The following is a 26067-nucleotide window of genomic DNA, read 5'->3' as shown; positions in this document are numbered from 1 at the left end:
TTCCACCGTATCCCAAATTCGGCGCGGGGTGGAGCAGCCCGGTAGCTCGTCAGGCTCATAACCTGAAGGCCGCAGGTTCAAATCCTGCCCCCGCAACCAATCCGAAAAGCCCGCAAGTCTAACGACTTAGCGGGCTTTTCGTGTTTGTTTTTCGAGCGAGCCGTCGAGCCTTGTAGGTGTAAAATATAGCTGTTTAGCGCAGTGCAAGATCAATGGGTTAGCCTCCCACCTGTAAAAGTATCGATGGCTTCCATGGTTGACTGCGGCGATGCGTCGCACCCACCGATCAACCCTTGTGCTGGGTTGGATGTACGACGTCATCGGACATTCCCGGTGGCGCAGTGTGGTATGACCGAACTCGTCGGTGCCACAGGCATCGAAGCGACGTCGGGGCCGAAATCTGACAGCTCGGGGATGGGATCGATCTCGACGGGCATGATGCGCACATCCTCCTCATCTGGGGAGCGGAAGGCGAAGCCTCGGTCCGTGACGACGATGCTGAAGTCGCGGCGTCCCGCCGCCCAGCGCGAGATGCGGTCGAGGTTTCTCGGCGAGAAGAAGGCGGTCGCCTGCGAATACTCGGCCAGTCCTGCCTTCGCCTGAGCGTGCGCTTCTTCCACCTTCTTGACCAGTTTCGTCAGCTCGCCCGTGGTGAGACGGTTCGTGTCGTCCCGCCACGCCGCGTTCGCCTTCTGGGTGGCCGAACGAAGCGCGATGAGCCGATCGCGGCAGTCGAACTGCGTCCGCACCAGCGCCGCGCCCTCGAGCGGACCCAGGCGGCTTCGCTCGCTACGCCAGATCGGCGTCTTCGGATCGCGGTCGCCGAGACGGTCTGCGCGCTTACGCTCCGCTGCGGCGTCGCGGACCTGCACGTCCTCGTAGAGGTCAACCCCGGAATTGGCGGCCGTCGAGAGCAGGTAGGCGGCATTCGGGTTCGCCTTCTCGATCTCCTTGCGCTTCATGTCGATGGCGGCGAGTGCCTGCCCTTGCAGAATGCGGCTCATCTCGGCGTTTAGTAGGGGAGCTCCTGCATGGATCCGCTCAAGGCGCTCAAGGACGCCCTGGCGGCTGGTAAGGTCGGCGAAGTTGCGGCGGGTGCGGCTGAACTCCACGCCGTAGTGGCTGGTGGCACAGTCCTTGCCGACGGAGTAGCTGCGACCGCCCTGATTGGTGACGACGAAGCCGGACCAATGGTTGTCCTTCTGGCAGTGGCAACACCAGAAGTACGGCTCCTCCTGCAGGCGCTTGCGGCCACCGGTTGGACGAAGGTCATAGTGGCCGATGATGGTGGGCTCGAGTCGGATATCCGGCCTGTCACGGCTGTAGCCGGGCACCGCGGCCGGGTCCTGGATTCGGAAGTCGAGCGTGGCTAACTGTCGGTCGTCAGGCCTGCCCGCGTTCCGTGTCGCCGTCGATACCTGCATCCCTTCGGTCGCCCCTGTCTGTTAGCGGCCACATGGCATGCCTTGATGTAGCCGTCTCTATCTCTGCGCCTCGTCGCGGGCGCATCCCCGTCTACGCTGCGAGCAGCGACGTTTCCTCCTTGAAGCTGAACCGCCGCGACAGGCATCGCGTGTCCTGACGTGGCCCACGGGCCAGCTCGAGCGTGAGCAAGCTGTCATTCGGGAACGCGGGGCTCAGCTCCAGGCGAAGATACTCGAAGAGTTGGCGATCATGGACGGCGATGACGATCTGCCGTCCATGCTCCTTGGATAGGGTACGCAGGAGAGCAGCGAGATGAGCGATATGGACGTCGTCCATCGACTGGACGGGATCGTCGAGTATCAGCCAAGGGAGCGTCTTGGGCACCGATAGGTGGAGCGACAGGAATAGCGTCAGCGCCGCCGTGTTGAGATTGCCTGCGCTGAGCATCGCGCCCGGCGTACCGCCAGTAGCGCCTCCGGCGCGATGATCGGTAACGAGGCGCGGCTGGATGCGCTGCGTGTCCGCGTCCGGGATCCGAAACGCCGGAATGAACGGCTCGCCCGGCGCAAGGCGCACGAAGAGGTCTCGCCAGAGACGGTTGAGCCGGTCGTTGAACTCCCGTCGTATGATGCTCGAACGGATCGCGTCAACGGCATCGCGGATCTTCATTCCCTGCACCCTGACCTTCTGCGCGCGCTGTTGCGCCTCGGTGACGATCTTGAGCGTCGCCTCATGCTGCTTGAGTTCGTCCGATAGACGGTCAGCCCGCAACTGAAGCGAGCGGATCGTCGCAACGGCGCTGCGGCCCTCGCGTCGCAGCGACAACCTGCCCTCTAGCCTTGCGTCTTCCGTATCGAGGAGGGACTGGATCCGGTCGGCCGCCACGCCCAGGTCCTCGCCATCGGCGATGGGCCTCGTCGCAACGGCCGCCGCGAAGTCGGACAGGGTCTGGCGGGCCGCGGCCAGCGCCACGCTGCGCGATTGCGCTTCGGTGACGGCACGCTGCACCGCCACTCGAGCGGCGCGCAGGCGCGACCCTTCCTTCAGCGCGTCAAGAATGTCGGTGAGTTCAGCGCGAGCTGAAGCCGCATCGGCGGCTGCACGGTCGAGATCGGCTAGCGTCCGCTCGTCCGGGATCGCATCGGTCAGCGTCGCGATCTCTCGTTCGAGCCTTTCGACGAGCGCCTGCGCCTGCGCGTTCGTGCGCCCGAGTTCCAGAAGACGTTGGGCCGAGGCGGACAAGCGCCGCACCTTGTCGTGGACGTGCTCAATAAGCGCGCCGGCCTCAAGCTCGGCATAGTCGCGATCGCAGACGGGGCAGATATCGCCGTCGATGAAGGCCGTCACTTCTGACAGAATGGCGGCGAGGCCGCCTGCTGACGTTGAGATTCCCATCATCTCGCCGCTGATGGCCGCAAGGCGCGATCGCGCTACCTCGATCTCGCTCTTGGCGGTGGCGAGCCGCTCTGAGCTGGCCTTGGCCTTGCTCGCGCGCGACGTTGCCTGGTCGGCGTGAAGCGCGAGGTGGCGGATCGCGGCGTCGCCGAAAGCCGCCATGTCGTCAGGCATCGACGTGGTGGGGAGGATCGCCTCGATCTTCGAGCGAAGCGCCGAGTAGCGCTCCAAATAGATCGCGACCCAGTGCTCATACGCGTCAGACGATGATTCCGCCGCGACGGCTGCGACTGCACCCGTGCCTGCCGCCCGCATGAGCTCCCGTCGAATTGATTCCAGTTCCCGGCGGCGATCGGTGATCGCTCCAAGGCCTTGTTCGTCGTCCGTCGACGAAAGCGCCTGCTCGATAGCGTCCAGCTTGCGGTCGTCGAGCTCGACGACGAGCTCGAGTGCGTCCGTTGCCTTTTTGATCCCCGACATCTGAATGCCGATGTCCTCGATGATCTGGAGCAGCGTGAGCTTCTGGTCCTTGATGAGCGCGTCAAGGCGCGTCTTCTCAAGCTCGTTCTCCGACCAGCCATCAACGATCTTGCGGACGTTGCGCACGTCCCCGAGCGGCTTCAGACCCGTTTCGATGGCGTCAAGGCGATCCAGGCGTAGCAATTCTCCAACGAACTTCGCCAGCGGGGAATCCGCTCCGCTTCCCGAATCCTGATAGATCTGCAGAAGCTGCCCGAGCAACGCCTGCGGCAGATAGCTGCGCTCGCTGAAGAACGACGCGAGCGTCGCGTCGAAGGAGGTCGATGTCGCAATTCCAGTGGGCGACAGCGTCGCGCCGTATCTGGCGGTGCCGGGCCCCGCCGTCGTGACCGACACGCTGCCTTGTGTTGCCGAGCGGTGCATAAGCTGCGACGCATAGTCCGGGTCTGCCCGCCGAAGCGACTGGACACCTCCCGTAAGAGCAAGCTCGATGGCCGACAGAAGGCTCGTCTTGCCGGCCCCGTTCTCGCCATGCACGAGCACGACCTGAGCGTCGAGCGGTGCGTGTACGCGCCCACGAATGCTGCGGAAGTCGGTGACGTCCAGCTCTTTGAGAAGAAGGTCGGTCACGCTTTCTCCTCCTCGTTCCGTTTCACGAGCGCCGCATCGATCAGGCTCGCGATCGCGTCGGTCACGGCCTCGTCGCCGCGCTCCGCTGCGTCCATGATGGTGTTGATTGTCGCTCCGTCGACGACTTTCTTCAACGCCTTCTCCAGCTGTTCCTGCGCGGTACCGTCCTGTTCGTCAGCGGCGGCTTGCGGGATCGACAGGGGCAGCAGTACGCGGATGCTGTCCTCCAGGCGATCGAAGTCCGGATCGCCCGCTTCGTCGACGGGCAGCGTGTCGATGTGCAAGACGCGTGCGATGTCCGCCAGCGCCTCGACGTCGCCGGGGAGCGTCGCCCCGGCAAGCACGACCGTCAGGACATATCGCGACGCGGTGACGTCGAGCGCGCGGCTCAGTGCCTGAATCCTGGCACGAACGCGCGCGCCGTCGCTGTCGCCGAACGATCCCGCCGTGGTGTCGACAAGAAGCACGAGGTCGAGGGCCCGGCCGTGCCGACCGCGGAGCGCCCCGGTGAACTGGAACTCGACGCCAGCCATCCTGAACGGCGTCGGCAGGTCGTCGTATCCAGCGTCGTTGAGGCGCTGGCGGATGGCGGCGATCAGGGGCGATAGGGTCATAGCAGGACCTCGGCAGCGAACGACGCGCGCAATTCGTCGATGTCGCCCGACGCGCGGAGGAGACTCTCCACGCTCACGTGTGAGGGGGTGAGCGATCCCGTCCGACCCGGGGCACTTGATGGCGACCTACTCGAGCGAGAGGCCGTCGTGAGATGCCAAGTGTCGTCGGAGTGGATGACGAGGGCGTTGTCATTTGCGTAAGCGCCGTCGGCCTGGAGGCGGATAGCTTCCGATGCCGACTTCACAAGGAAGACGGGGCGGACCGGAGCTCCGGCGCGATTCGCCTGAAGCGAGGCGACGCCAGCGCAAAGATCATCGTCCGCTGGTGATGCGAGCGACCACTGCGCTGTCATCCGGCCATGTTCCAGCAGAGCGACCACGATGGCGAGATGTCCGAGCCTGCTGGCCCGAGCGTTCTGATCCGTTGCCAGCAGGCCGATGGTGTTGGGACTGATCGGCTCGTAGGCTGCCAGATCCTGCGGCAGCTGCCCACCTCGGAAGACGGCCACTGCGCGTGACCAGAGAGCGATGCCCTTGTTAACGGCGGGCGTACGGCTCTGATCGGTTGCATCGACGACGGCGCCGTCGGCGATCTGGTCGCGGAGTGCGTTCACCGAAGAGGCAAGAGAAGCCAGGAGTGCCCCTCTGCCGTTAGCGTCGAGCGCGAGCCCCATCAGGCAGTTGAGTTTGTCGGCGACCATCTTGAGTACCAACGCCACCAGCACCTGTTCGCCCCACGCCCGCATGTGGCTGGCTGCGTTTATAGTTGCGACGTTTCCGTTGTAGTCGTCGCCGTAGACGATCCGCAGTACGTCGCGTTGGCCCTGGGTGATCTGTTCCTCGCAGAACACGTGGCCCGGGGCATCCGGTGCGGATGGCCAGGGCCACTTGTTGATACCCGTCGCCGCGGCGAATACGCCCTGCAGGTTCATGTCCTGGATCGAGAGGCCGAGAACCATTGTCTTGCGGTTCGTGGCGATCCCAAGCACCTCGTTCCGCATGGCGGCGAAGTCCTGATTGTTCGGCCACATTGCGATCTGGGTGTGGCTGCCAGTTAGAAAGCGGCGATATCGCCCCTCGTCCTGCTCGGCGTGGATGATGCATCCATGGAACTTCAGCAGGCGTGCCAAGCCGGGAGGATCGCGGAGATGGTCCGGGTCGACGACGACCTGAAGGATTCCTGGAATGCCGCCGCCGAGACGGTCGACGGCAGCTTCGATGAAGCCATCCCAGTTACCGGACGCAATGGTCTTGACGGCACCCTCGAGCACAAGAAGCGCGATGCAGAGGTGCGCCGCCGCAGGCGGTGGCGGATTTTCGAACTGGCGCCGGATGTCGATCGCCGTCCAGAGGATGAAGTCGCCGGGTTCGGTACCGACGCGGATATCGAGGACGCGTGAATAGCTGTTCCAGAGCGCGTCAATGATCGCATCGCGGGCGCCCCATGTCGCGAACGCCGAGTGGAGGTCGGCGCCGACTTTCGCTCGATCCGTACTGGCTAGCTGTAGAGCCTCGTCGAGTGCGGGCATGTATTCGGCTTCGGTCGTCGGATCGACAGCCCGCACTCGGAGGTATTCCATAGCCGCTGCGATGAGACCGCCTAGGCTGGGAGCTTTCCGTGAAATACCCGAACCCACCCACAGTGCGAATTCGCCGTTTTCGACCGCCTTCGCGGTGGAAGCGAATTCGCCGTCCAGCTTCTCTAGGACTTGGCGCACGCTGATGTCGGTCGCACTGGGTGCCAGACCCACTTCATGCCTCCCCTGATCGGCATGACGAATGTCACCCGGATAAATTAGATGCTATGCATGAACCTCTTACGACGCAATGGTTTTTGGGTGCCTGGATGGTTTGCCTTTGCTACGTCGCAACCGATTTTGGTGATCCTCAAAGCGGGACCAATGCGCAGCTGGGGGCAGAAGTCCGTGTGATCGAAGTGACTGACTTCAGGGATTATCCCTAAGTAGGCTGCCTGTAAGCTGTCGTTTCCCTCAAGGCATTGCGGACGTGTGTTTCCGCCACACGGAGCGAGGAAGGGTGTATTGAACGACCTGACGTTGGGTCATCTGAAGGTGAGCGGGATCCTCGACCCACTGAATGACAGCCGGGAGCTTGGCATCGTAGTTCTCGACGATCGCGAGGACATAGTTCCGACGTCCTGCGACTGCCTGCCGATATTCGAGATCGGTCAGGGAGGCGGTGCAGGTGCCGACCGAGCTCTTGACCTCGATCATCCTGATCTGGCCCGCCTTGTGAATCTGGAGATCGTACCCGACCTTCATGGCGCTCGTGTCGATCACCGACCAGCCAGCAGCCTCGAGCGTGAGCCGAACGGCCTGTTGCGCATCCCACCAACCGCTGGTCGCCGGCGGGGGCGGTGAGGTGGTTGCGCCGACGGACGCGGGTTGCGGCAGTGCCTTCTTTCCTTTCGCGCCAGCCGCCTTTGGGACCGGCACTGGCGACATGCCTGGCAAGGTGACGAGTGGGGCCGGGGCGGCAGGAGCGACTGCCAGCCGGGTCCAGCTGGCGCCAGTCGCGACCGAGAGGAGTTGCTGATGGCCCGCGGCAGCGGGATCGTCGTCGAAATAGGCCGAGGCTTCGGCAGGGGTGAAGCCAAAATCGGTGATGAAGTCGCCCACGTCCACATGACTGCGTCCAGCAGCCAGGACGCTGTCGTAGTATAGCGCGACGATCAGTGCTGCGATCGGCAGCTTCGTTCCGCTGGCAGGTCTGATAATCCCGGAATAGAATGCGGTGTCGGTGGGATCGTAGACCGTGTATTCGCCGGTGACGGGATCCTTTCGAAACATCTTGGGATTGTCTTCGCCACGATACTTGGGCGGGGTGCCTTTTATCGCGCAGTGAGAGCCGACCAATGTCTGGGTGCCGGGCGGGCGAAGGTGCGGGCATACCTTGCGAGAGGCGGTGACGAATCCAGACGTCTGCATTTCAGGTATCGAGCCGTAGCAGACGAAACCCTTCTGCAGGTTGAGATTATTCCGCCATATGTTGGATGGGACGGTCAGCACGCCGCCGGTCGTTCCCGTCGGGATCTTATGATCGCGGTCGAAGATGATGGCGATCGTATCCGGCGTGCTCCGGCTCGGCTTGCTGTATAGCTCGTCCAGCAGATACTGGAGCTGCCGCGATTCGATGCCAACCGGCGATCCGACCGGCGGAATCCGGTTGCCGTAGTACTTGCACGCAAGGAATATCTGGGCAGCGCGGCCGCGGAACCCGTTCCCGCTTACCGACTTCAGCACCTCGAGAGCCTTGTCGTATACTGCAAGGTTGCCGATCGGGATCATGCCGCCAGCTTCACGCTTCGTCCACGCGTCGCCGCAAGGTATTCCGCCGGCGTCATCTCGCCGCGCATGAGAGCCTGGTACGGGGATGACGGTGGGGTCGCATAGTCGAAGGCGGATCCGTCCTGACCGGCAGCGAGTGGGGGCAGGTCGCCAATGGCGTCCTGCACCGTGACTGGAAGATTCACCGGCAGCAAGCCTGCGGAAGACAGCGAGCACCATTCGGTCGGACGGCGTGGCGGTGCCATGCCTCCCCGGCGAACGCCCACGATGACGACACGAATCCGCCGTTGCGGCACCCCGAACTCGGCGGCGTTCATCTTCCACACCTGCGCGTCGTAGCCGGCCTTGTCGAAGCCTGCGAGGATGCGCTGAAGGAACTTGCCGCCCGACATGCTCAGCAGGCCCAGAACGTTCTCGAATATGAACACGTCCGGCTTCATGCGATCGAGGAGCGCGGAATAGCGGGCGTGCAGATGGTTGCGTTCGTCGTCTTCCGACCGCTTCTTGCCGCCGGTGGAAAACCCTTGGCACGGTGGCCCACCGACCAGCGCAAGCGGCTTGGTGCGATCACGACCATCGGTCGCTCGCGCGAGATGCTCAATCACCCCATCGTCGTTCATGTCCCCGACGATGGCGAGCGGGGCCACGTTCTGGTTGAACGCGTCGACGGCGAATTTGTTGAAGTCCGTCGCTGCAAGCGTATTCCAACCCTGCCATTTGAAGCCGAGTGACAAGCCGCCGCACCCCGCGAACACATCGACCATGTCACCGGGCCTTCCTAGAGCCTCGGCGATCTGCATCGCAAGGAGCGGGGGTACGGCATTGCCGATCTGCTGGCAGACCGCACGCTGCGATCCGCTGAAGACGAAGTCGTCGGGGAAGGACTGGAGCCTCGCTGCCTCGCGATGCGATACGGTACGGTCCTGGGATGCATCCGGGTGCAGGAAGCATCCGTTTCCAGGGCGTGTGTAGTAGGTGCCGATCGTGTAGCTTGGCGCGTCGGGACGAAGCCGACCATAATAGGTGGACCGCGACCCCTTGCCTGCCGCACAGCTTTCCCGGATCTGTGCGAGCCGTTCTGATGGCACGCTCTCGGGGATGTCCCGCCAGTTGCCACCCGGGGGAACCGCTCTGGCGAATTGTAGATCGAGCGCGCTAAGCTTTGCGCTTTGATGGTTAGGTATCATGACGCCAACTCGTTCCAGGCAGTGCTGTTGGTCAAGCCATCGCGCTCGCTTTCTTCGAGCTTGGGAAAGTCGGAGAGCAGTCGAGCCATGTCCTGTCGATCCAGACCGTAGGCCTTCGCCACGGCTACCTCGAGGCGCTGTTCGGCGACGACGCCACCCCCTTCCAGGACACGGTTGGCTAAGGTCGAGAGTTGCTCGATCAGATTGTCGTCGAGGTCGGGAATTCGGGTCTGCCGCACGACACCGAGTGACATATGGCCGGTGGTGAGCCGATTGCGGACCTGCGCTTCGACCACGAAGGAGGAAAGCAGCGCGTGAAGCGCCGTGGTACGGCGTAGATCGCCGTCTCGATAACATGCCACATGAAGGGAATTGCCCGCGATCCAGCCGGCGGGAATGACGGTTCCGATCATGCGGCGCTTCGAGGTGGCTCGAGCGACATCGCGCCATACGGCGCGCGGACGACCCGCGGAATGGAAGCCCACGCAGAGGTTGGGCCGAACGGACATCGTCGGTTGTTCGACCACACCGTGTCGACCGATCATGCGTCCCTTGATGAACGGATGGCGTGATCCGGATGTCACCTTCTCGACGATCCGAGTTTCATCGAGTTCGCGCCCAAGCCAAAGATCGGATGCGCCCTCGCCTTCGAGGGATTGCAAGGTCGCCAGGCCAATGAACCTATCGGCGAGTTCGTCTGCGCCGGAACGGCGCCCAGTCGGAATCGTCCAGCCACGTGCCTCGAGCTGTCCAGGATCGAGCGATATCGTCTCTTCGGCCGCAGGCAGTCGATCGGCGTCGAACGATCGTATCCGGCCGGTCGAGGAGGTTCGTCGACCGACGCGCATGGTGAGCGCGACGACGGGCTGGTCGACCCGTTCGAAGAGCCTCGCTTCCGACGGGTAGCTCGCGACGTCCACCAGATTATTTGTTGTCAGGGCCTTCCGGCGAATGCCGATGGAGGACTGGTCGCCCATGATCGTCGCAGGAAGGATGATGCCGATGACGCCACCTTTCCGAGTGATGCTCATGCACAGGTCCCACCCGCATCGAGCGAGATTGGTCCCCCATCCACCCCAGGCACCTTCGCCTCGCGCATCAGGAAAGCGCTCGTCGAGAACGCGTGACGAATCTCGGAGATGCCGCTTGTAGCGTTCCGCCCCGCTTGCGGAGAGGTGCTTGATTTCCCTGGTGTCGGGCTTCAGCAACTCCCAGGGCGGATTGGTGATCACCAGATCGAAGCGCGCGGACAGATCGCCCGTGAAGGTGTCGCCCACTATCACCCTGGTTTCGACATCGAGCCCGAGACGGGCGGATGCCGCATGTACGCGCTCGGCCGCACTCTTGGCAGCGGCTTCCTCGCGGTCGCGCATTTCGATGGTCCAGGGCAGCTTCGCCAACTTCGGTATCCGCGCCGCGGCGGAAAGCAGTGCGACGACGAGGCGGCCATCTCCGCAGAAAGGATCCGTTGCAACGATCCTGGTGAGGCTCTGCTTCTTGAACGCGGCGACCATCTGTTCAGCGAGGTCGTCGGCCAACTGAGCGGGTGTATAGAAACGACCGGCCACGCGTTCGGCGAGGGTCTTACCGTTATACGTCTGCCCTCCGGCCATGTGGCTTGCGAGGTCAAGCACGGCCGGTGACCATCGTGGCGGGCTGCTGATGCAGGGGCAGGTGTTGAAGCGACATCTTTTACCTCATTCGGCTGTGATGCCGTCGTCCTGATTCTAGGATGGACAGGAACGAACCGACAACAGGATTTCCGATTATTTTTTTACTTGCGAGCAGTTGGTCCCGTTGACCGACCCCGCACGGGGGAGCTTGGTCGACGATCGCGAGGCAGGGATCTTGTATGTCGCGACTGGCGACCGCACGCGGATGCTGACACCAAGGGCTGGCTGTGCGGCATTCAGGTCGCGAATGGCACGCACGCCGACGGGTAAGGGGTCGAGAAGCGGGTGGCGCAAGATTGCCGTCAGTGGGACGTCGCGAAAGGCCATGACCGTGGCCGGCAGCATGACACCCCAGGTGTGGATTGTGTCGGATGGGTAATGGTACCAACAGGACTTTCCGATCTGCACGATGGCGCGAAAGCCGTCGCATGCGAGATACGCCTGGATGACAAGTGTCCGGTCGGCGGATCGGATGGCATCGTCCTGCCAGATCGATCCCTTCGACAATCGCGTGATGAAGCCGTCAACCGAGATGCCCGCAGCAGCCAGCGCAGCGACGAGGATGATGGGCAGTTCGAGCTCGGTATCGGAGAAACGGGATGTTTGGCCGTCAGGCCCCCTGTGGACCGCCGCGACGGTGGCGTCGCGGCGGTCGTTGGCATGCGATGCAGTCACCGGTTCAAATCCATGAGCTGCGCACGGCCCGATCCATCGTCGTCGTTGGCTCATCGTCATCGTTATCGTCGGCGGGGCATCCGATTGCGGCGACGCTTACGATAGGCCAACTGGACGATCCGGCATTATGTACCTGTGTCATGTGGAGAATGATGATGATGGCCATCGGTCAGGTCCGATCTTTCGATTGTGACGCTACGATCAGCCCGAGCAGATGCTGTGTGAACGCGTCACTGCCCCGGCGGTAGGCCATGCGCCCCCAGTGGTCCCAATGATCGACCCTGGCCGCGATCCAGGCGAACAGGTCATCGCGCACGGCTACGTCATCGAAGGCAAGCGACCAGGCCACGCGCCGTGTCGGCATTCTGGTGGGACTGCCGCTCGCCATCGAGGTCAGGGTGATCGCCTGCGACTGACCCACCGTCTCGCGTGCGAAGACATGACGCCGAAAGCCAACCTCGCGCTCGAAATTCTGTAGCGCCTGCTCGCGCTCCCGATCGGACGGATCGCAAGATGCCGCAACCACCGCCGCCATGACGTCCGCGATGGGTAGATCCTCCCACTCCGGGTCGCGGGTTGCCAGGAGCATCATCAGCACCGACTGACCCTCGGGACTTAGATCGTCCGTCGACCCGCGCTGCAGCAGACCGACGGTACCGAGCCAGCACATGTAGAAAGTCCAGAGAATCAGGTTGCCACGGAAGAGATCGAACCGTCGTTCGCTGTCATGGCGCTCAGCCATATCGATGGACAGCAGTACCCGGAGCAGGAACTCGAGTTGCTCCCGGACTGCGTGCGTGTCGGGAAAGCCCAGCTCGCCCCGCCAGAAGGCGTCGCGCACCGACCCCCACTTGCGGCCATCCTCATCCTCGAAATGAACACCGGCGGCTCGCAGCCACCAGCCCCACGGCAGCTCACCCGGCCGGTGCCGGTCCCGCGCCGTCGCCATCATCCGGCCCTCGGCTCGAGGCCGATGGGCGGGAGCGGCGGCCCGTCGCGGGCCGGGATCAAGCGTCCGTCACGGATCGCTGCGAGCTGCGACGCCAGGTTGTAGATCTCGCGCACGACATATCCGTCATCACGATACATAGCCTTTATCCCCGCACCCGCAGAGCTCTGGCGACCGCGCGATTCGCCGGGTACGATGTCGTAGACGTGGTTGCAGTCGAAGCCGAACCACCACTGGTGCGGGCTAGCGCGATGATCGGTCGCATGCTGCAACGGCACCTCGCCAACGACGACGTGGCAGATGCGGCGCAATTCGGTGATCAGGCGCCGCTTAGGGTTTGGGCCGTCGTCGCAGATGCGCGAGTAGGTCAATCCACCATGCACCTCGATCCCGAGGCTCGCCGGCACCGCGTCATGGTCCCAGCCGAAGAGCGGATGATTGGACGACACCCCGACGAAGCCGCGCAGGAAGCCCTCCGGATGTTCGCGCATCATGATGCACTCCAGGCCCGTCGCCTTGTCGACCCACGCCACCTTGTCTGCCTCGCCGAGCCATGGACCGTGGGAGCGCGGCATTCCCTGCTTGGCGTAGAAGATGTCCGCTTCCGGCACTACGCCGCCGCTCGTCGTATAACCGCGGCCGGTGATGCGGACCACGCCATCCTGGCTGACGAACTCGCCGTCCGTTCCCGACACCCTGGACAGATCGACGCTCGACCCGACCGCTTCCACTAACGCGCGTTCCCCTACTTGGGCGAGCGCTAACGGCTTCGGCACCGCAAGGGCTGTTGACCTGTTGGTCCGCTTGCCGGTCGTCATTCCGCCTCCTCCCAGTCCATAACCGGTTCCGGATCGCGTCCGTCCACCCCAAGCGCCTTCACCCAGTCGACGCGAGACATGACCTTCGCATTCAGCAAGCTGCCCATCTCGGCCAGCCACGTCGCCGCGACGGACAGTCGAATCTCCGGCTGAGCGGAGATGTAGGGTTCGCTGAGTCCCTTCAGCGTTCGCAGTAGCCCGACCGGGTCATAGTCGGCGGCGGCAAGTGCACTGCTGCTGCCCGAAATTTCCCACAGGATGCCCATGCTCATCATGTCCAACCCGAGAAAATGACGGGCGAGGCTGTTATAGACGGCGGTCTTCTCCTCAGTCTGCGCCGTTAGCATCGCCCCGATGAGGTCGGGCGGAGCGAGCCGGCTGGCCGTCACCACCGATGCGACAGCGGCTTCGACGATCGTGCGTTCGGAAATGAAGACATTGGCGGGCAGAGTGCGCCACCAGATCAGCGGCGGCGCTCGATGTTCGGAATGGGCCGCGAGCTCGGCCTCGAGCTGAAGATTTCGCATGATGCATGCTCCGACTGAAGGGTGACGATGACGGACCCTGGTTTACGGATGAGAGGACTTTTCGTCCGGCATGCTGAATCACGAAAAGAGGAATTTGGTTCCTGTTGTGTAGAGGATTTCTGGATAGGACTCCTATTTTTAGGATGGGGCAGGTGGAATGCCTCACCCAATCTTATGGCCTCACCGGCGTATTACCGCCATCCGGAAAGCCCCTCAGCCACCTGATGACGCATCGGCATTTTCAGCCAGCATCCATTTCCGACCGTCCTTGATCACGCGCCCGGCTCGTTCGAGCTGCCGCATGATCGGGTGGAGCGTGGAGACAGGGATGGTGCGCCCGTGTCGCTCGGCGATCATGTCCCGGATTTTCGCTACGGCGATGCCCGTGCGGTCACCGAGTTCCATCGCTTCGACGATCAGTGACTTGATCGTCGGCGCGCTATCACCGGTCGCCCTGAGCAGGTTGGAGGTCGGCGCAAAAAAGCGCGTCCCTCGGTCACGCACGACGCCCTCGTTGCTGAGCGTTTTCAGCGTCTTCTCGATAATGGCCGGGTCGACCCGCACGCCGAGCCTTTCGCGCAGTCGGCTACCGATGAAAGGAAGCGTCGCGCCGGCGTCACCCGCCTCGTACACTGCAAGGCTGACGAGTTCCGGCAGGAACGGCGACCTTTGCCCGCTAAGGGCCCGACGGACCTGCTGCTCATCCATAAGGATAACCTGCCGATCCGCAGCTGCGTACATGCGGTCGATGGCTGCCAGGCGCCGTTTAAGGAGATCGTCGACGATGGCGATTCCCGCATCGATCTGGCGTGTGAGATCCAGGACGTCGGAGATTGCGTCCGCGATCATCTCGGAATCTTTTTGCATGGAGGACCCTTTCGGCTGTTAGAAGGATTTTTAGACGAAGTCATTTTTCAATTGACTACTGTGAGGGTTGCGAGGCATACGGCTGACATGGAGAAGACATTGGACACCGGACTTCCTCAGCGACTCACGATCGAGATCCAGGACGTCGTCGACCGGCTTGAGGTTGGGATCCCAAAGGATCGTATGCGCCTCGATCAGGAGGAGGCGGAGTTGAGGGCGGTCCTTGCCTTCGCGCGTAGCGGTCGCGCGTCAGCGACCCCGTCAACGATCGGTGAGGTGGTCGCCTTCAGGGGGAGGAAAGGCCTTGCGAAGGCTAAGGCAGAGGAGAAGGTGCCGAAGATCACCCATCGTGTCCTCGTGCTTTTGGCTCTCGACGATCGCCCCGAGGGGGCATCGGTGAGCTACATCATCGCATGGACGGCAGCGGTGAACGTGCTGGAGGAAGCGGTTGCAAGAACCTCGATATCGCCACTGCTGAAGAAGATGTCCGACATCGAGAAGGGCAAGGACGAGGTGCGGCACGATCGCGAAGCGCACCGGTGGATGATCACGGACGATGGCAAGGCTGTGGCCGAAGCCTTTCGCCAGCAGTGGCTGGCGGCGGGTCAGAGCCCCTTCTGGAACGTCACCATCGAAGATAGGAAGGATGCGGAATGACACCCCGGTCCTTGAAAAGCCGGTGCTTTTGCCCGGTAGGATGCACCTGAGGTAGTCATTTCAGGATGAGACTGCCGACAAAAATGTAGTCCATCCGGAAACTGTTCCTCAAATGTTCGTTATGGTGGTCTTCCTGCCGCCTGATCAGACGCGCCCGATCGGCGCGAACGGCGGCCCATGTCTGGAGAATCCGTATGTACAGCATCGAAGTGCTCAGTGCGTCTGTCGAAACCGGCCGTGGCTGCCTTGCCCTCGGTCCGTCTGCAGTCGTCGAAGAAGATGGCACCTTCCATATGAAAGGCGTCAGGACGGGCCAGTCGTGTCAGTACGCAACCCCGTTGCATCTCGCCGTCCGCCTCGAGCTGGAGGCGAACCCGGGGCTCGTCGCTATCACGGACGCCGCGGGCATTGCGCCTGGCTGGTCCTTCAGCCGTGGGCAGGGGAGCGTCGCCGACGACATGCCCGATATGCTCGTGATCGGAACGGCGGGCGGCAGGACGCGGACGCAGGCGCTCAATATCTTTTACCAGGACGACCGCCTCGCCGCCGCCATGGCGACGCGAGCCGCGGCTCGCTGTGCGGAGCTGGGGATCGCCCACGGCGTCGCCACCGACGAGATGCGCAGCTGGACCCGTGCAGGATCGCTGCTCTGGCTGTCCTGCTGCGTCAGTATGGGCGCTTCCGTGGCGGCCCGGGCGCATGTGCTGGCCGAGATCGATAGCGGATGGCGTAGCCGACCGCTCGGCGACTGCCTGATCCGCGCGGTGTCGGAGGGTAGGGTCGAGATCGAAGACGCGGTGGCGGCGCTGGGATGCCTGATCTTCGAGGATCGCGTCAGCGTCGACTTCGACGATGGGGTCCTGCTGCTCTCGGAGCCGATCGCCCGGCGTCGCCTCGGCGGAGTCGATCGGTACCCGCAGTCGCTCGTCGATGAGTGGACCTCCTCCCGATCGTGCCTGGCTGCGGCGGCGTAGGCACCATTTGGTTGGGTCGGTGATCTGGAGGCAGTGATGGCAGAGAGGAAGTCCAGGTATCCCGGAAGGGCGGTGGTGGAGCGCACGGTCGCAGCCGCGATGGAAGCTGGCGTCGAGATCGGCGGGCTGGAACTCGACGCGCGGGGCGTGATCCGGATCCTCGCGCCGGGATCCGCGACGCCGCGGCAGGTGGACGACTATGCAGAATGGCGCCGTCAGCGTGACTGGTGATGAATCTAGGACTTCACATAGTCAGATCGCGCCTGCGGCCCGGTAAGCCGGTCGTATGGTACGTCTACGCATGGCGTGGCGGTCCGTGCGTGCACCGATCCACCGGTGTTCGTCCGACGCCGACGCGCAAGATGGTCGAACGCGCGGCGGAACTTCGGCTGGAAGCCAGGAGCCCGGAAAATACCTTCTCCGGTCTCCTCGACGAGTACATGTCCGATAAGAACCCAAAATGGGCGAAATTGTCGCCAAGGACGGCGGCGGGGTATCGCAGTCATCTGGAAGCAGCGCGAGCGAAATTCGGGAAGGCGACCCTGAAGGCCTTCAGCAACCATAAGATGCGTGCAGACCTCTATGAGTGGCGAGACAGCATGTCTGCGCACCCGCGCAAGGCCGACATGGCTATGGAAGCAATGAGAGCGGTGCTGAACTGGGCGATGCGGCGCGGCAAGGTCACGATCAACATCGCTGATGGCTTCGACCGGCTCTATGACGGTGGTCACCGCGCCGATGTCATCTGGGAGCCCGAGGACATCAAGGCCTTCAAGAAGCTGGCCGCCCCCCACGTCTTTGACGGTCTGGAGCTCTGCAGCCTGACCGGGCTGCGCCGTGGCGACCTCGTCCAACTCCCCTGGTCAGTCATCGGCGAGTATGCGATCGACTGGACGACCGAGAAGAGCGGGCGGAAGCGCCGCATCCTTATACCGCTCCTGCCACAGACCAAGGATCTGTTGGCCCGAATCAGGGCGCGTCAGGAAGAAGACTGGAAGAAGAGCAGGGCGAAGCGGCGGAAGAAGCCGCCGGCGACCGTGCTTTTCAACTCGAAGGGCAATTCCTGGACGCGGGATGGATTCAGCACGATCTTCAATCGTACGAAGAAGGAAGCCAAGATCGACAAGCGCCTGCACGACGTGCGTGGCACTTTCGTGACGTGGCTTGCACTGGCTGGTCTCACGGACGAGCAGATCGCCCGCATTGTAGGATGGTCCGAGAAGAAGGTGGCGGATATTCGACGTCGCTACGTCGACGAGAAGCGTGTCATGACCGAACTTGCCAAGCAGATCGCGGACAAGATGGGCGTGGATCCAGATGCTTGGTCAACCGGAGATCCGGACAGCGATGACGACGATGGATATCCGAACCTGTAAAACGCCCTGTAAAACGCCCGATCAGGACGAAGGATAATTGCGCCGCAGGTTCAAATCCTGCCCCCGCAACCATCCCACCACATATACGCCCGCCAAGTCACACAACCTCGCGGGCTTCCCGGCGTTCACGCCAACAGCGCGCTCGACCCACTCGCAACCGAGATCAGGTCCGGCCGGCGGGCCTCCTACGCTTGCCTATATACGCCTTCCGCCGCCCCGCTCTCGGTCGCCTGACCTGCTCCCCAGAAATCATGCCATTGGTAAGTTAGCTCGTCAGGGAGACGCGCGATGCGGCGAAGCCGTTTTACCGAGGATCAGATCATAGGCGGGCGGCATGAGCACGAGGCTCGCGTGAAGACCGCCGAGTTGTGCCGGAAGCACGGCATCAGCGATGCGACGTTCTACAGCTGGAAGGCGAAATATGGCGGAATGACCGTGTCGGAGGCGGCGCGGTTGCGGACGCTGGAGGACGAGAACCGTCGGCTGAAGAAGCTGTTGGCGGGTCGATGCTGGACGTGTCGGCGTTGAAGGATCTGCTGGGAAAAAGCTGACCCGGTCTCTTGATCGCTACGCTACGCTGCGGTGGAGAAGCTGATGGCCGACCACGGCTCCTCCGAGCCTCGCGCCTGCAAGCTGATCGGGGTCAATCGGTCGGCATGGCAATATGAGCCGCTTCGCGGGAAGGACGATGCTGTCCGCGAGCGGATGCGCGAGATCGCGAATGAACGTCGCCGGTTCGGCTATTGCCGGCTGGCGATCCTGCTCAGGCGCGAGGGCAAGGGCATGAACTGGAAGAAGGTGTACCGGCTGTATCGCGAAGAACTGCTGACGGTGCGCAAGCCTGGCGGCCGGAAACGGGCGCTGAGCACGCGAGCGCCGATGGCGATCCCGCAGGAACTCAACCGGCGCAGGTCGTTCGCACTCCATGTCGGTCAAGCCGCCACCGGGGGCAAGGCCGGTGAGGCCAAGACGGGGTTAGAGCCGATATCCCAGCGATAGCATCACGTTGCGCGGGGCCGATACGAAACAGTCCCCGCGGGCGAGGCAGGAGGCATAGCCGCGGTTGTCGAGGAGGTTGGTGGCGTTGAGGCGCAACCGCCAGCGGTCGCGCTCCAGCTCGACCAGCGCGTCGACCATGGTGCGTGCCGGGGTGACGATCGTCCAGGCGGCATTGCCCGACACCTGTTGTCCCAGATAGCGGACGCCCGCACCCAGTCGCAGCGTCGCCCAGTCCCCCTGGAACGTCTTCGTGCCCCAGGCCGACGCGGTATGGCGCGACAGATAACCGATCTCGCCCGTATCGCCGTCCACGTCGTTGAAGCCATAGGCAAGCGACAGGTCGTAATTGCCGGGCAGGGTGCGCGTCGCCTCCAGCTCGAACCCTTGGGTGGTCAGCTCTCCCGCCTGAATCTGGCCGAGCGGGTTGCTGGGATCGGGGACGGGGCGGTTCCGCTCCTTGATGCTGAAGCCGGTGAGCGTGACGAGCGTCGCGCGGTCGGGTTGCCACTTCACGCCGCCCTCGAACTGCTGGCCGGTCTGCGGGCGGAAGGGGGTGCCGGCGCTGGTCTGGCCGGCGACCGGCTGGAAGCTTTCGGTGTAGCTGAAAAAGGGCGACAGGCCCGCGCCCACGTCACCGATGATGCCGGCGCGGAAGGTCGTGGCGGCGTCGGTGGTTCGGCTGATCGCGCCGCTCGTCGTGTTGAGGCTGGCGGTGCGCACATGGTCACGCCGTGCGCCGAGCACCACCGAGACGCGGTCCCACAGTCGGATCTGGTCCTGGACATAGAGGCCGAGCTGCTTCTGCGTGTCGCGGGTGAACGGTGCGGTCAGCGGCGGCTCGACGATCGACGCATAGTCGATGTCATACAGGTCGATGACCTGCGAAAAGTCGTAATTGTCGCTCTTGCGGACCTGGTTCCAGCTATAATCGACGCCCGCGAGCAGGGTGTGCTCCACCGCCGCGCCGGTGTTGAAGCGCCACTGGACATTGTTGTCGGTGGAAAAGACGTTCAGCCGCGCGACCGACGATCCCGCGATCAGGGGAATCAGCCGTCCGTTGCTGCCCGGCACATAAGGGTTGGTCGGATTGCCGTAGCTGTTGGTATAATGGGTAAAATAGTCGAGGTCGCTGTCGATGTAGCGCGCCTTCAGGCTGAGCTTCAGATCGTCGGTGAAGCGATGGGTGATGAGGCCCGATCCCTGAAGAAGCTGCCCGTCATAGCGGTCGTAACCCGGCTTGCCGACGAACAGGTAGCGCGGCAGGCGCGGGTTGCCGGGATTGTCGCGCAGCGTGCCGATGATCGGCAGGAAGTTCGCGGTCGAGCCGCTATGGTCCTTCTGATAGAGGCCCAGCAGCGTCACGTCGGTGCGTGCGCCCGGTCGCCAGGTGACGGACGGGGCGATCATCACCCGGTCGTCGGCGACATGGTCGACATAGGTGTCGGCATCCCGCACCCGCGCGACGATCCGCGCGGCCAGCGTATCGCCCAGCGTCCCGTTGACGTCGGCCAGCACCTCCTTGCGGTCATAGCTGCCATAGACGAGGCTCATGTCGGCGCTGTTGGTGAACAACGGCGTCTTCGACACGAGGTTGACGATCCCGCCGATCGAGCCCTGCCCGAACAGCACCGAGGCGGGGCCGCGCACCACCTCGACCCGCGAGAAATTATAGGGGTCGGACGTGATGCTGGCATAATAGCTGAAGATGTCGCGCATCCCGTCGCGGAATTGCAGCGCATTGACCCCGCGGATGGTGAAGCTGTCGACGCGCGTGTCGCGGCCATAGGCGTCGGAATTGACGCCGGCGGCATAGCGCACCGTGTCGGCGATGTTGATCGCACCTTGCGCCAGATAGACATCATCGGGGATGACGGTGAGCGGTTGCGGCACTTCGATCAGCGGCGTTTCGGTCTTGGTGCCCGCGAATGCCTGATCCCGCCGTCCTTCGACCAGAATCTCGCGCTGTTCGTCGGCTTCGACCCCGGCGGGGGTGCGGCGGTCGAGATCGTCGGGCGCGGCTGCCCAAGTGGGCGATGCGACCAGAGCGGCCAGCGCCGTACCGGCCAGGATGATGGGCTTCATGATGCGGTCCCCTTGGAATCTTTGAGGGCCGATTAGTGATATTGATAACGAATCGCAATGAAGAATGCGGTTATGCGCCGCTCCGCCGGTCCTCAATCGCCTGTGATGCGGTTCACGATCTCGGTGATGGCATCGCGATCCAGCGGGTCGGGATCGATCGAGTTGTGGATTCCGATCCCCTCGACCAGGGCATCGAGCGCGCGGGTCGTCAGCGGATCGAAGAAGCGTTCCAGCGCGGCCCGGCTGTTGTTCATCCATCCCTGCATCACGCTGGACACGGACGGGTGCCGGGCCGCGAAGGCGTAGAGTTCGTAGCTGAGCAACAGGGTGCGGGGCTCGGCCCAGACCGATCCGGCGATGATGTCGATGATCGCCGCGCGAGCCCCGGCGCGGTCCTGCGCGTCGGCCAGGCGGGCCCGGAAGGCGTCGGAGCTCTCCTCGGCCAATTGGGTGAAGGCGGTCGTCAACAGTTCTTCGAGCGACGCGAAATAATAGGTGACCGAACCCAGCGGCACCGCCGCCGCCGCCGCGATCCGGCGATGGGTGGTGCCCGATACGCCATGTTCGGCGATGACATCCAGCGTCGCGGTGACGATACGCCGTCGCCGGTCGGGATCGTTTGGCCGCGATCGTCCTTCCGACATGCGAAAACTCCGTTGCATAAGATGTGTACATTTGTACACATATCGCCCGACGGGGGCAGGGGCTTTCCGCCCGCCCTAACCCAAAAGAGGGAGAGGACCATGCAGGAAGCGCATCTGTCGCGGCGAGCGATTTTAGGGAGCGCGGTCGCCCTGGGCGTGCCGTCGATCGCGGCCGCCGCGCAAGGACCGCAGACGGCGACCGATATCATGGGCCGTCGGGATGGACGGTGGCTGAACGCGCCCCGATCATGGCGGGCCGGGCCGGATGGCGAACTGACGCTGGTGACCGACCGGGGCACCGATTTCTGGCGCGAAACCCATTATGGCTTCACCCGCGACAGCGGTCATTTTCTGGGCTTCCCGGCCGGCGACGCCTTTACCGCGCAACTGCGCATCCGGGGGCGCTATGAAAAGCTGTACGATCAGGCGGGCATCATGGTCCGGCTCGACGCGCGGCGCTGGGTCAAGGCGGGGATCGAATTGTCCGATGGCCGGGCGATGCTCAGCAGCGTGCTGACCGATGGCCGTTCGGATTGGGCGACGGGGCCTTATGCCGGCGATGCCGCCGATTTCTGGATGCGCGCGACCGTCGCCAAGGGCGTGTTGCGGTTGCAGGTGTCGGCGGATGGGAAGAGCTGGCCCCTGGTCCGGCTGGCCCCGTTTCCGGTGGCGAGCGCCTATCAGGTCGGGCCGATGGCGTGCACGCCCGAGCGCGAGGGGCTGGAAGTGCGATTCTCCGACCTGCGGATCACCGCGCCGCTGGGCAAAGACCTGCATGATTTGAGTTGATGGCGATGACCCAGAAAGAACGGATGCTGGCGGGCGAACTCTATCGCGCCGACGATCCCGAGCTGAGCGCGGACGCGGCGCGGGCCGCGGCCTGGATGGCGCGGTATAACGGCGCGGCCGGGGCGGGCGCGGAGGATCGTCATGCGATGCTGGCCGAAGGTCTTGGCCAGGCCGGAGCGGGGGCGGTGGTGCGGTCGCCCTTCCACTGCGACTATGGCTGTAACATCCATCTGGGCGAGCGGGTGTTCCTCAACTTCGGCTGCGTCATCCTCGACGTGGTGCGGGTGGAGATTGGTGCAGGGACCCAGATCGGCCCCGGCGTCCAGATCCTGACCGCCGACCATCCCCGCGATCCGGCCTTGCGCGCCGAGGGGTGGGAGTTCGGCCGTCCGATCCGCATCGGGGCGAATGTGTGGATCGGGGGAGGGGCGTTGATCCTGCCCGGCGTGACCATCGGCGACGATGCGATCATCGGGGCGGGCAGCGTCGTGACCCGCGACGTGGCGAGGGGCGCGACCGTGATGGGCAATCCGGCAAGGCCCGCCCGCGGATGAGCGATCCGATGACGGTGGCGCTGGCGGGGCGCGGCGGAACCAGACCGCATTTTCAGGTGCTGGACGGCCTGCGTGGCACTGCCGCCCTGCTGGTCGTCGCCTTTCATATCCAGGGCATCACCGTTCTGTTCGAGCCGGACCGGCTGTTGTTGCCGCATGCCTATCTGGCGGTGGATTTCTTCTTCGCGCTGTCGGGCTTCGTCGTGGGCTATGCCTATGACGACCGGTGGGGGCGGATGAGCGTGCGGGACTTCCTCGTGCGGCGGTTGGTACGGCTGCACCCGCTGGTCGTGCTGGGTGTGGTGCTGGGGCTGCTCAGCTATTTGCTCGATCCCTTTGCCGGGGATCGGCAACAGGCGTCGGGGATGCTGGTGGCGCTGGCCTTTGTCGCGGGGCTGCTGGCGCTGCCGTCGGGGCCGTTGCCCAACCGGCTGGGGGACAGCCATCCGCTCAATGCGCCCGCCTGGACGCTGTTTCAGGAATATATCGCCAACCTGGCCTATGCCCTGGTGTTGCGGCGGTTGAGTCTCCCCTGGCTGGTCGGATCGACCGCGATCGCCGCGCTGGTGTCCGCCGCGACGGCGCTGACGCTCGGCTCCTATGATACGGGCTGGGGACTCGCCAATTTCTGGGGTGCGCCGGTCCGGCTGGCCTATCCGTTCCTGGCGGGGCTGTTGCTCTATCGGCTGGGCGAGCGGTTGCCGCGCGTGCGGCTGGGCTTTGGATGGTTGAGCCTGATCCTGCTGGCGGTCTTCGCCGCGCCGGTGCTGCCGGAGGAGGGCGGGGTGAAGTGGAACGGCGTCTATCAGGCGGCCTGCGTGCTGTTCCTGTTTCCCGCGATCCTGATCCTGGGACGGCATTCGGACGGGGGCCGGGTGACGCAAGCGCTGTGCCGGGCGGCGGGGCGGCTCTCCTATCCGCTGTACATCACCCATTATCCGTTCGTGTATGTCTATATGAACTGGGTGGCGAGCGAGCGTGCGAGCAGCGGCATGACGGCGATGGTCGCGGTGTCGCTCTATCTGTTCACCATCGCCTTCGCCATGATCGCGCTTCGCGTCTGGGACAGGCCGATCCGCCGGTTTCTGGGGCGGAGGGGCGGCGTCGCGTAACGCCGCCCCCGACGCTCAATAGGTGTAGCGCAAGGTCGCGAACACCGTGCGCGGGTTGCCATAATAATTGCCGCGCGCGGTGGAGTTGATGCGGGCATAATAGGTCTTGTCGAACACATTGTTGACGTTGACCGACAGGCCCAGCCGCTGGTTCACCTCATAGCCCGCGCGCAGATCGACCACGGCATAGGCCCCCTGCCGGACGATGGTGGAGGGCACGAACGCCCCTTGCGCGTTGCGGGTCGCCGCCGCACCGCCATAGGTCTCGCTGAACCAGGTCATTCCGCCGCCCAGGCTGGCCCCCTGGAGCACACCGCCCTGCGGCTTATAGTTGGTGAACAGCTTGACCATATGCTCGGGGATGATCGGGGTCAGGGTCAGCCCCTCGACCACCGGGTTGATGTCCGACAGATATTTGGTGCGGGTCAGGCTGTAGCCGCCATTGATCCGCCAGCCCGGCAGGATCTCGCCCGATGCCTCCGCCTCGATGCCGCGTGCGCGGACCTTGCCGAGCTGATAGACGATCAGCAGGTTGTCGGGGTCGTTGATCGTGCGGTTGCGCTGCGTGATCTGATAGGCCGCGGCGGACAGCAACAGGCGCTTGTCCATCAGGGCCAGTTTGGTTCCCGCCTCATATTGGTCGCCGACCAGCGGCTCGATCGGGCGTCCGTCGGGGCGCTGGCGGCCGCCCGAGCTGACCGGACTGAAGCTGTCGGCATAGCTGGCATAGACGTTCCAGTCGCCGGTCACGTCCCACACCGCGCCCGCATAGGGGGTGAAGCGGCCGTTGAAGCCATAGCGGGTCGGGGCCGGGATCGTGCCCGAGGCGACCAGAAGGGTACGGATCGTCGTGTCCCACCACGTCACGCGCCCGCCGCCGGTCAGGGTCAGGCCCGTGACCGGGCTGAGCCGCATCTGGCCGTAAATGCCATATTGCTCCACGTCGGTCGCGCTGCCGCCATAGACCTGGGTGACGAAGCGGTTGGTGCCCGGCACGCGATAGGGCGCCGAGGGGCCATAGGGCTTCAGCGCCGGTTCGGGCGGCGAGACGGGATCGAAGACGTTGATCGTCGCAAAGTTCGACAGGCGGGTATAATAGGAGGTGCCCGAGCTGGCCTGATAATCCCAACCCAGGATCAGCGTCTGGTCGCGGCCGAAAAGCGGAAAACTGCCGATCGCATTGAAGTCGAAGGCGCGGGTCTGTTGCTTGCTGTCGCCGCGATAGGCGATCTGGTTGGTGACGCCCTGATTGGCGGCGGTCACCGGCTGGCTGCCGATATAGCTGTAGATGTCGATGCGATCGACATCGGTATAGAGCCCGGTCGCGCGCAGCGTCCAGCGGTCGCTGACCCGGTGCGCCAGTTCGGCGAACCCGCTCCACGTCCTGGATTCGAACCGGTTCCATTCCGCACCCAGATAGGTGGAGCGATCGACCGACAGCAGCCGCCCGTCGCTGCCATCGCTGCCGCCCGCATAGCCGGGCAGGCCCGACTGGATCGCGGGGCGGAAGCGGTCGTAATTGCCCCCGACCGTCAGGGTGGTGCGCTCGCCGATCTTGAGCGCGCCCGTGGCATAGGCGGCGACGCGGTTGCGGTGCGCGGTGTCGAAGAACTGGTCCTGATCCTGGCCCATGACCCCGAAGCGGAACCCCAGCCGCTCGCTGGCGGGGAGCGACGCGTCCAGCTCCAGCCGGACATTGTCGAAGCTGCCCAGCCCCGCCACCGCCTGCACCCGCGCGGTGTCGAGCGGGCGTTTGCGGACCAGGTTGATGCTGCCCGCCGGATTGCCCGCGCCGCTGAACAGCCCTGCGGGACCGCGCAGCACCTCGACCCGGTCATAGAAGAACAGGTCGGGCACCACGGCGGGGAAGGCGAGGGCGAAGGTCGGGACACCGTCGATCAGGTAATTGTTGATCGCGAAACCGCGCGAGAAATAGGACGGGTCCTCGCTGCCCACGCCGTTGACGGTGATGCCGTTGGTCGCGGTCAGCGCATCTTCCAGCGTGAACAGATTCTGCGCCTCGATCTGGTCGCGCTCGATCACCGTGACGGTGTTGGGAATGTCCTTGAGCGGGGTCACGGTCTTGCCGACCTCGCGGCCATAGCTTTTGCCGAGCACGACGATGTCGTTGCCGGTCTGGTCCCCCGCTCCATTGTCGGTCGACGGCGTGGCACGGTCCGCGACGATGGGCCGGGCCCCCTCGGCCAGCGCCGGTGCCGCCACCCCCGACAGAGCGAGCGCAAGCGTCTTCAATGCCGAACCAGCCAGCATGTCGTTCCCCAATCTTCTATTGATATGCAGTCGCAATAGTCATGAGGTGCGCGGGCGTAAA

The 26067-nt window shown here is 64.0% G+C and carries 25 protein-coding genes and 1 tRNA gene; 10 read left to right on the top strand and 16 right to left on the bottom strand.

Going from position 1 to position 26067, the window contains the following annotated elements; genetic code table 11:
• Nucleotides 1-22 precede the first annotated feature (22 nt).
• Nucleotides 23-99, top strand: a tRNA-Met gene (locus tag SM191_RS13585).
• Between the two features lie 218 nt (nucleotides 100-317).
• Here SM191_RS13585 and SM191_RS13580 read toward each other — a convergent pair.
• From SM191_RS13580 to SM191_RS13520, 13 genes are all read right to left on the bottom strand, one after another.
• Nucleotides 318-1424 carry a hypothetical protein gene (locus tag SM191_RS13580; RefSeq protein ID WP_341506661.1) on the bottom strand — a complete coding sequence of 369 codons (1107 nt, stop codon included), beginning with the start codon at nucleotides 1422-1424 and terminating at the stop codon, nucleotides 318-320.
• A gap of 91 nt (nucleotides 1425-1515) precedes the next feature.
• The gene (locus SM191_RS13575) at nucleotides 1516-3930 is read right to left on the bottom strand and encodes an AAA family ATPase (RefSeq protein WP_341506660.1); all 2415 of its coding nucleotides are present in this window, start codon (nucleotides 3928-3930) and stop codon (nucleotides 1516-1518) included.
• Entirely contained in the window at nucleotides 3927-4544 is a 618-nt protein-coding gene (locus SM191_RS13570; protein ID WP_341506659.1) for a hypothetical protein, read from the bottom strand. The genes SM191_RS13575 and SM191_RS13570 overlap by 4 nt, the downstream gene beginning before the upstream one ends.
• On the bottom strand, nucleotides 4541-6295 hold the full coding sequence (locus SM191_RS13565) for a hypothetical protein (protein ID WP_341506658.1): 1755 nt from the start codon (nucleotides 6293-6295) through the stop codon (nucleotides 4541-4543). The genes SM191_RS13570 and SM191_RS13565 overlap by 4 nt, the downstream gene beginning before the upstream one ends.
• A 240-nt stretch (nucleotides 6296-6535) precedes the next feature.
• Nucleotides 6536-7852: a protein NO VEIN domain-containing protein gene (locus SM191_RS13560; RefSeq protein ID WP_341506657.1), complete on the bottom strand. Its 1317-nt coding sequence runs from the start codon at nucleotides 7850-7852 to the stop codon at nucleotides 6536-6538.
• Nucleotides 7849-9039, bottom strand: coding sequence for a DNA (cytosine-5-)-methyltransferase (gene dcm, locus SM191_RS13555; RefSeq protein ID WP_341506656.1), 1191 nt, complete (start codon nucleotides 9037-9039; stop codon nucleotides 7849-7851). The genes SM191_RS13560 and dcm overlap by 4 nt, the downstream gene beginning before the upstream one ends.
• The gene (locus SM191_RS13550; RefSeq protein ID WP_341506655.1) at nucleotides 9036-10673 is read right to left on the bottom strand and encodes a hypothetical protein; all 1638 of its coding nucleotides are present in this window, start codon (nucleotides 10671-10673) and stop codon (nucleotides 9036-9038) included. The genes dcm and SM191_RS13550 overlap by 4 nt, the downstream gene beginning before the upstream one ends.
• Before the next feature lie 132 nt (nucleotides 10674-10805).
• Nucleotides 10806-11387 (bottom strand): hypothetical protein, encoded by a 582-nt coding sequence (locus SM191_RS13545; protein ID WP_341506654.1) that lies wholly within the window; start codon nucleotides 11385-11387, stop codon nucleotides 10806-10808.
• 4 nt (nucleotides 11388-11391) lie between these two features.
• A complete protein-coding gene (locus SM191_RS13540; RefSeq protein ID WP_341506653.1) occupies nucleotides 11392-11553 on the bottom strand; it encodes a hypothetical protein in 162 nt (53 codons plus the stop codon).
• A gap of 3 nt (nucleotides 11554-11556) precedes the next feature.
• Nucleotides 11557-12339, bottom strand: coding sequence for a hypothetical protein (locus SM191_RS13535; RefSeq protein WP_341506652.1), 783 nt, complete (start codon nucleotides 12337-12339; stop codon nucleotides 11557-11559).
• Nucleotides 12336-13154: a hypothetical protein gene (locus tag SM191_RS13530; protein WP_341506651.1), complete on the bottom strand. Its 819-nt coding sequence runs from the start codon at nucleotides 13152-13154 to the stop codon at nucleotides 12336-12338. The genes SM191_RS13535 and SM191_RS13530 overlap by 4 nt, the downstream gene beginning before the upstream one ends.
• Nucleotides 13151-13681 (bottom strand): hypothetical protein, encoded by a 531-nt coding sequence (locus SM191_RS13525; protein ID WP_341506650.1) that lies wholly within the window; start codon nucleotides 13679-13681, stop codon nucleotides 13151-13153. Before SM191_RS13525 ends, SM191_RS13530 begins: the two co-directional genes overlap by 4 nt.
• A gap of 213 nt (nucleotides 13682-13894) precedes the next feature.
• Nucleotides 13895-14548: a hypothetical protein gene (locus SM191_RS13520; RefSeq protein WP_341506649.1), complete on the bottom strand. Its 654-nt coding sequence runs from the start codon at nucleotides 14546-14548 to the stop codon at nucleotides 13895-13897.
• Nucleotides 14549-14635: 87 nt separating this feature from the next.
• On the opposite strand from SM191_RS13520, the gene SM191_RS13515 reads away from it, so the two are divergent.
• From SM191_RS13515 to SM191_RS19870, 6 genes are all read left to right on the top strand, one after another.
• A complete protein-coding gene (locus tag SM191_RS13515) occupies nucleotides 14636-15205 on the top strand; it encodes a hypothetical protein (protein ID WP_341506648.1) in 570 nt (189 codons plus the stop codon).
• Between the two features lie 194 nt (nucleotides 15206-15399).
• Nucleotides 15400-16179, top strand: coding sequence for a hypothetical protein (locus tag SM191_RS13510; protein WP_341506647.1), 780 nt, complete (start codon nucleotides 15400-15402; stop codon nucleotides 16177-16179).
• Between the two features lie 75 nt (nucleotides 16180-16254).
• The gene (locus tag SM191_RS13505) at nucleotides 16255-16410 is read left to right on the top strand and encodes a hypothetical protein (protein ID WP_341506646.1); all 156 of its coding nucleotides are present in this window, start codon (nucleotides 16255-16257) and stop codon (nucleotides 16408-16410) included.
• An 89-nt stretch (nucleotides 16411-16499) separates the two neighbouring features.
• Nucleotides 16500-17555, top strand: a complete 1056-nt coding sequence (locus tag SM191_RS13500) for a tyrosine-type recombinase/integrase (protein ID WP_341506645.1) — start codon at nucleotides 16500-16502, stop codon at nucleotides 17553-17555.
• A gap of 288 nt (nucleotides 17556-17843) precedes the next feature.
• Complete coding sequence (locus SM191_RS19875; RefSeq protein ID WP_445949858.1) at nucleotides 17844-18083, top strand: transposase; 240 nt, start codon at nucleotides 17844-17846, stop codon at nucleotides 18081-18083.
• A 66-nt stretch (nucleotides 18084-18149) separates the two neighbouring features.
• A complete protein-coding gene (locus SM191_RS19870) occupies nucleotides 18150-18554 on the top strand; it encodes an IS3 family transposase (RefSeq protein ID WP_373461698.1) in 405 nt (134 codons plus the stop codon).
• Here SM191_RS19870 and SM191_RS13490 read toward each other — a convergent pair.
• A complete protein-coding gene (locus SM191_RS13490) occupies nucleotides 18531-20636 on the bottom strand; it encodes a TonB-dependent siderophore receptor (RefSeq protein WP_341506644.1) in 2106 nt (701 codons plus the stop codon). The genes SM191_RS19870 and SM191_RS13490 overlap by 24 nt on opposite strands.
• A 92-nt stretch (nucleotides 20637-20728) precedes the next feature.
• Complete coding sequence (locus SM191_RS13485; protein ID WP_307003009.1) at nucleotides 20729-21280, bottom strand: TetR/AcrR family transcriptional regulator; 552 nt, start codon at nucleotides 21278-21280, stop codon at nucleotides 20729-20731.
• Nucleotides 21281-21379: 99 nt separating this feature from the next.
• Between SM191_RS13485 and SM191_RS13480 the strand changes: the two genes are divergently transcribed.
• Genes SM191_RS13480 through SM191_RS13470 form a run of 3 tightly spaced genes read left to right on the top strand, consistent with a single transcriptional unit; the run spans nucleotide 21380 to nucleotide 23735 of the window.
• Nucleotides 21380-22069 carry a DUF1349 domain-containing protein gene (locus SM191_RS13480; protein ID WP_341506643.1) on the top strand — a complete coding sequence of 230 codons (690 nt, stop codon included), beginning with the start codon at nucleotides 21380-21382 and terminating at the stop codon, nucleotides 22067-22069.
• A gap of 5 nt (nucleotides 22070-22074) precedes the next feature.
• Nucleotides 22075-22623, top strand: a complete 549-nt coding sequence (locus SM191_RS13475) for a sugar O-acetyltransferase (RefSeq protein ID WP_341506642.1) — start codon at nucleotides 22075-22077, stop codon at nucleotides 22621-22623.
• The gene (locus tag SM191_RS13470) at nucleotides 22620-23735 is read left to right on the top strand and encodes an acyltransferase family protein (RefSeq protein ID WP_341506641.1); all 1116 of its coding nucleotides are present in this window, start codon (nucleotides 22620-22622) and stop codon (nucleotides 23733-23735) included. Before SM191_RS13475 ends, SM191_RS13470 begins: the two co-directional genes overlap by 4 nt.
• A 15-nt stretch (nucleotides 23736-23750) precedes the next feature.
• Here the strand turns inward: SM191_RS13470 and SM191_RS13465 are convergent, their stop codons facing one another.
• The gene (locus SM191_RS13465; protein ID WP_341506640.1) at nucleotides 23751-26006 is read right to left on the bottom strand and encodes a TonB-dependent siderophore receptor; all 2256 of its coding nucleotides are present in this window, start codon (nucleotides 26004-26006) and stop codon (nucleotides 23751-23753) included.
• Nucleotides 26007-26067 lie beyond the last annotated feature (61 nt).

Origin of the sequence: Sphingomonas sp. 2378 (assembly GCF_038084995.1) — a bacterium.
Lineage (GTDB): Bacteria > Pseudomonadota > Alphaproteobacteria > Sphingomonadales > Sphingomonadaceae > Sphingomonas.
Note: the sequence above shows the minus strand (reverse complement) of the source record. Positions and strands in the feature narration are given on the sequence as shown.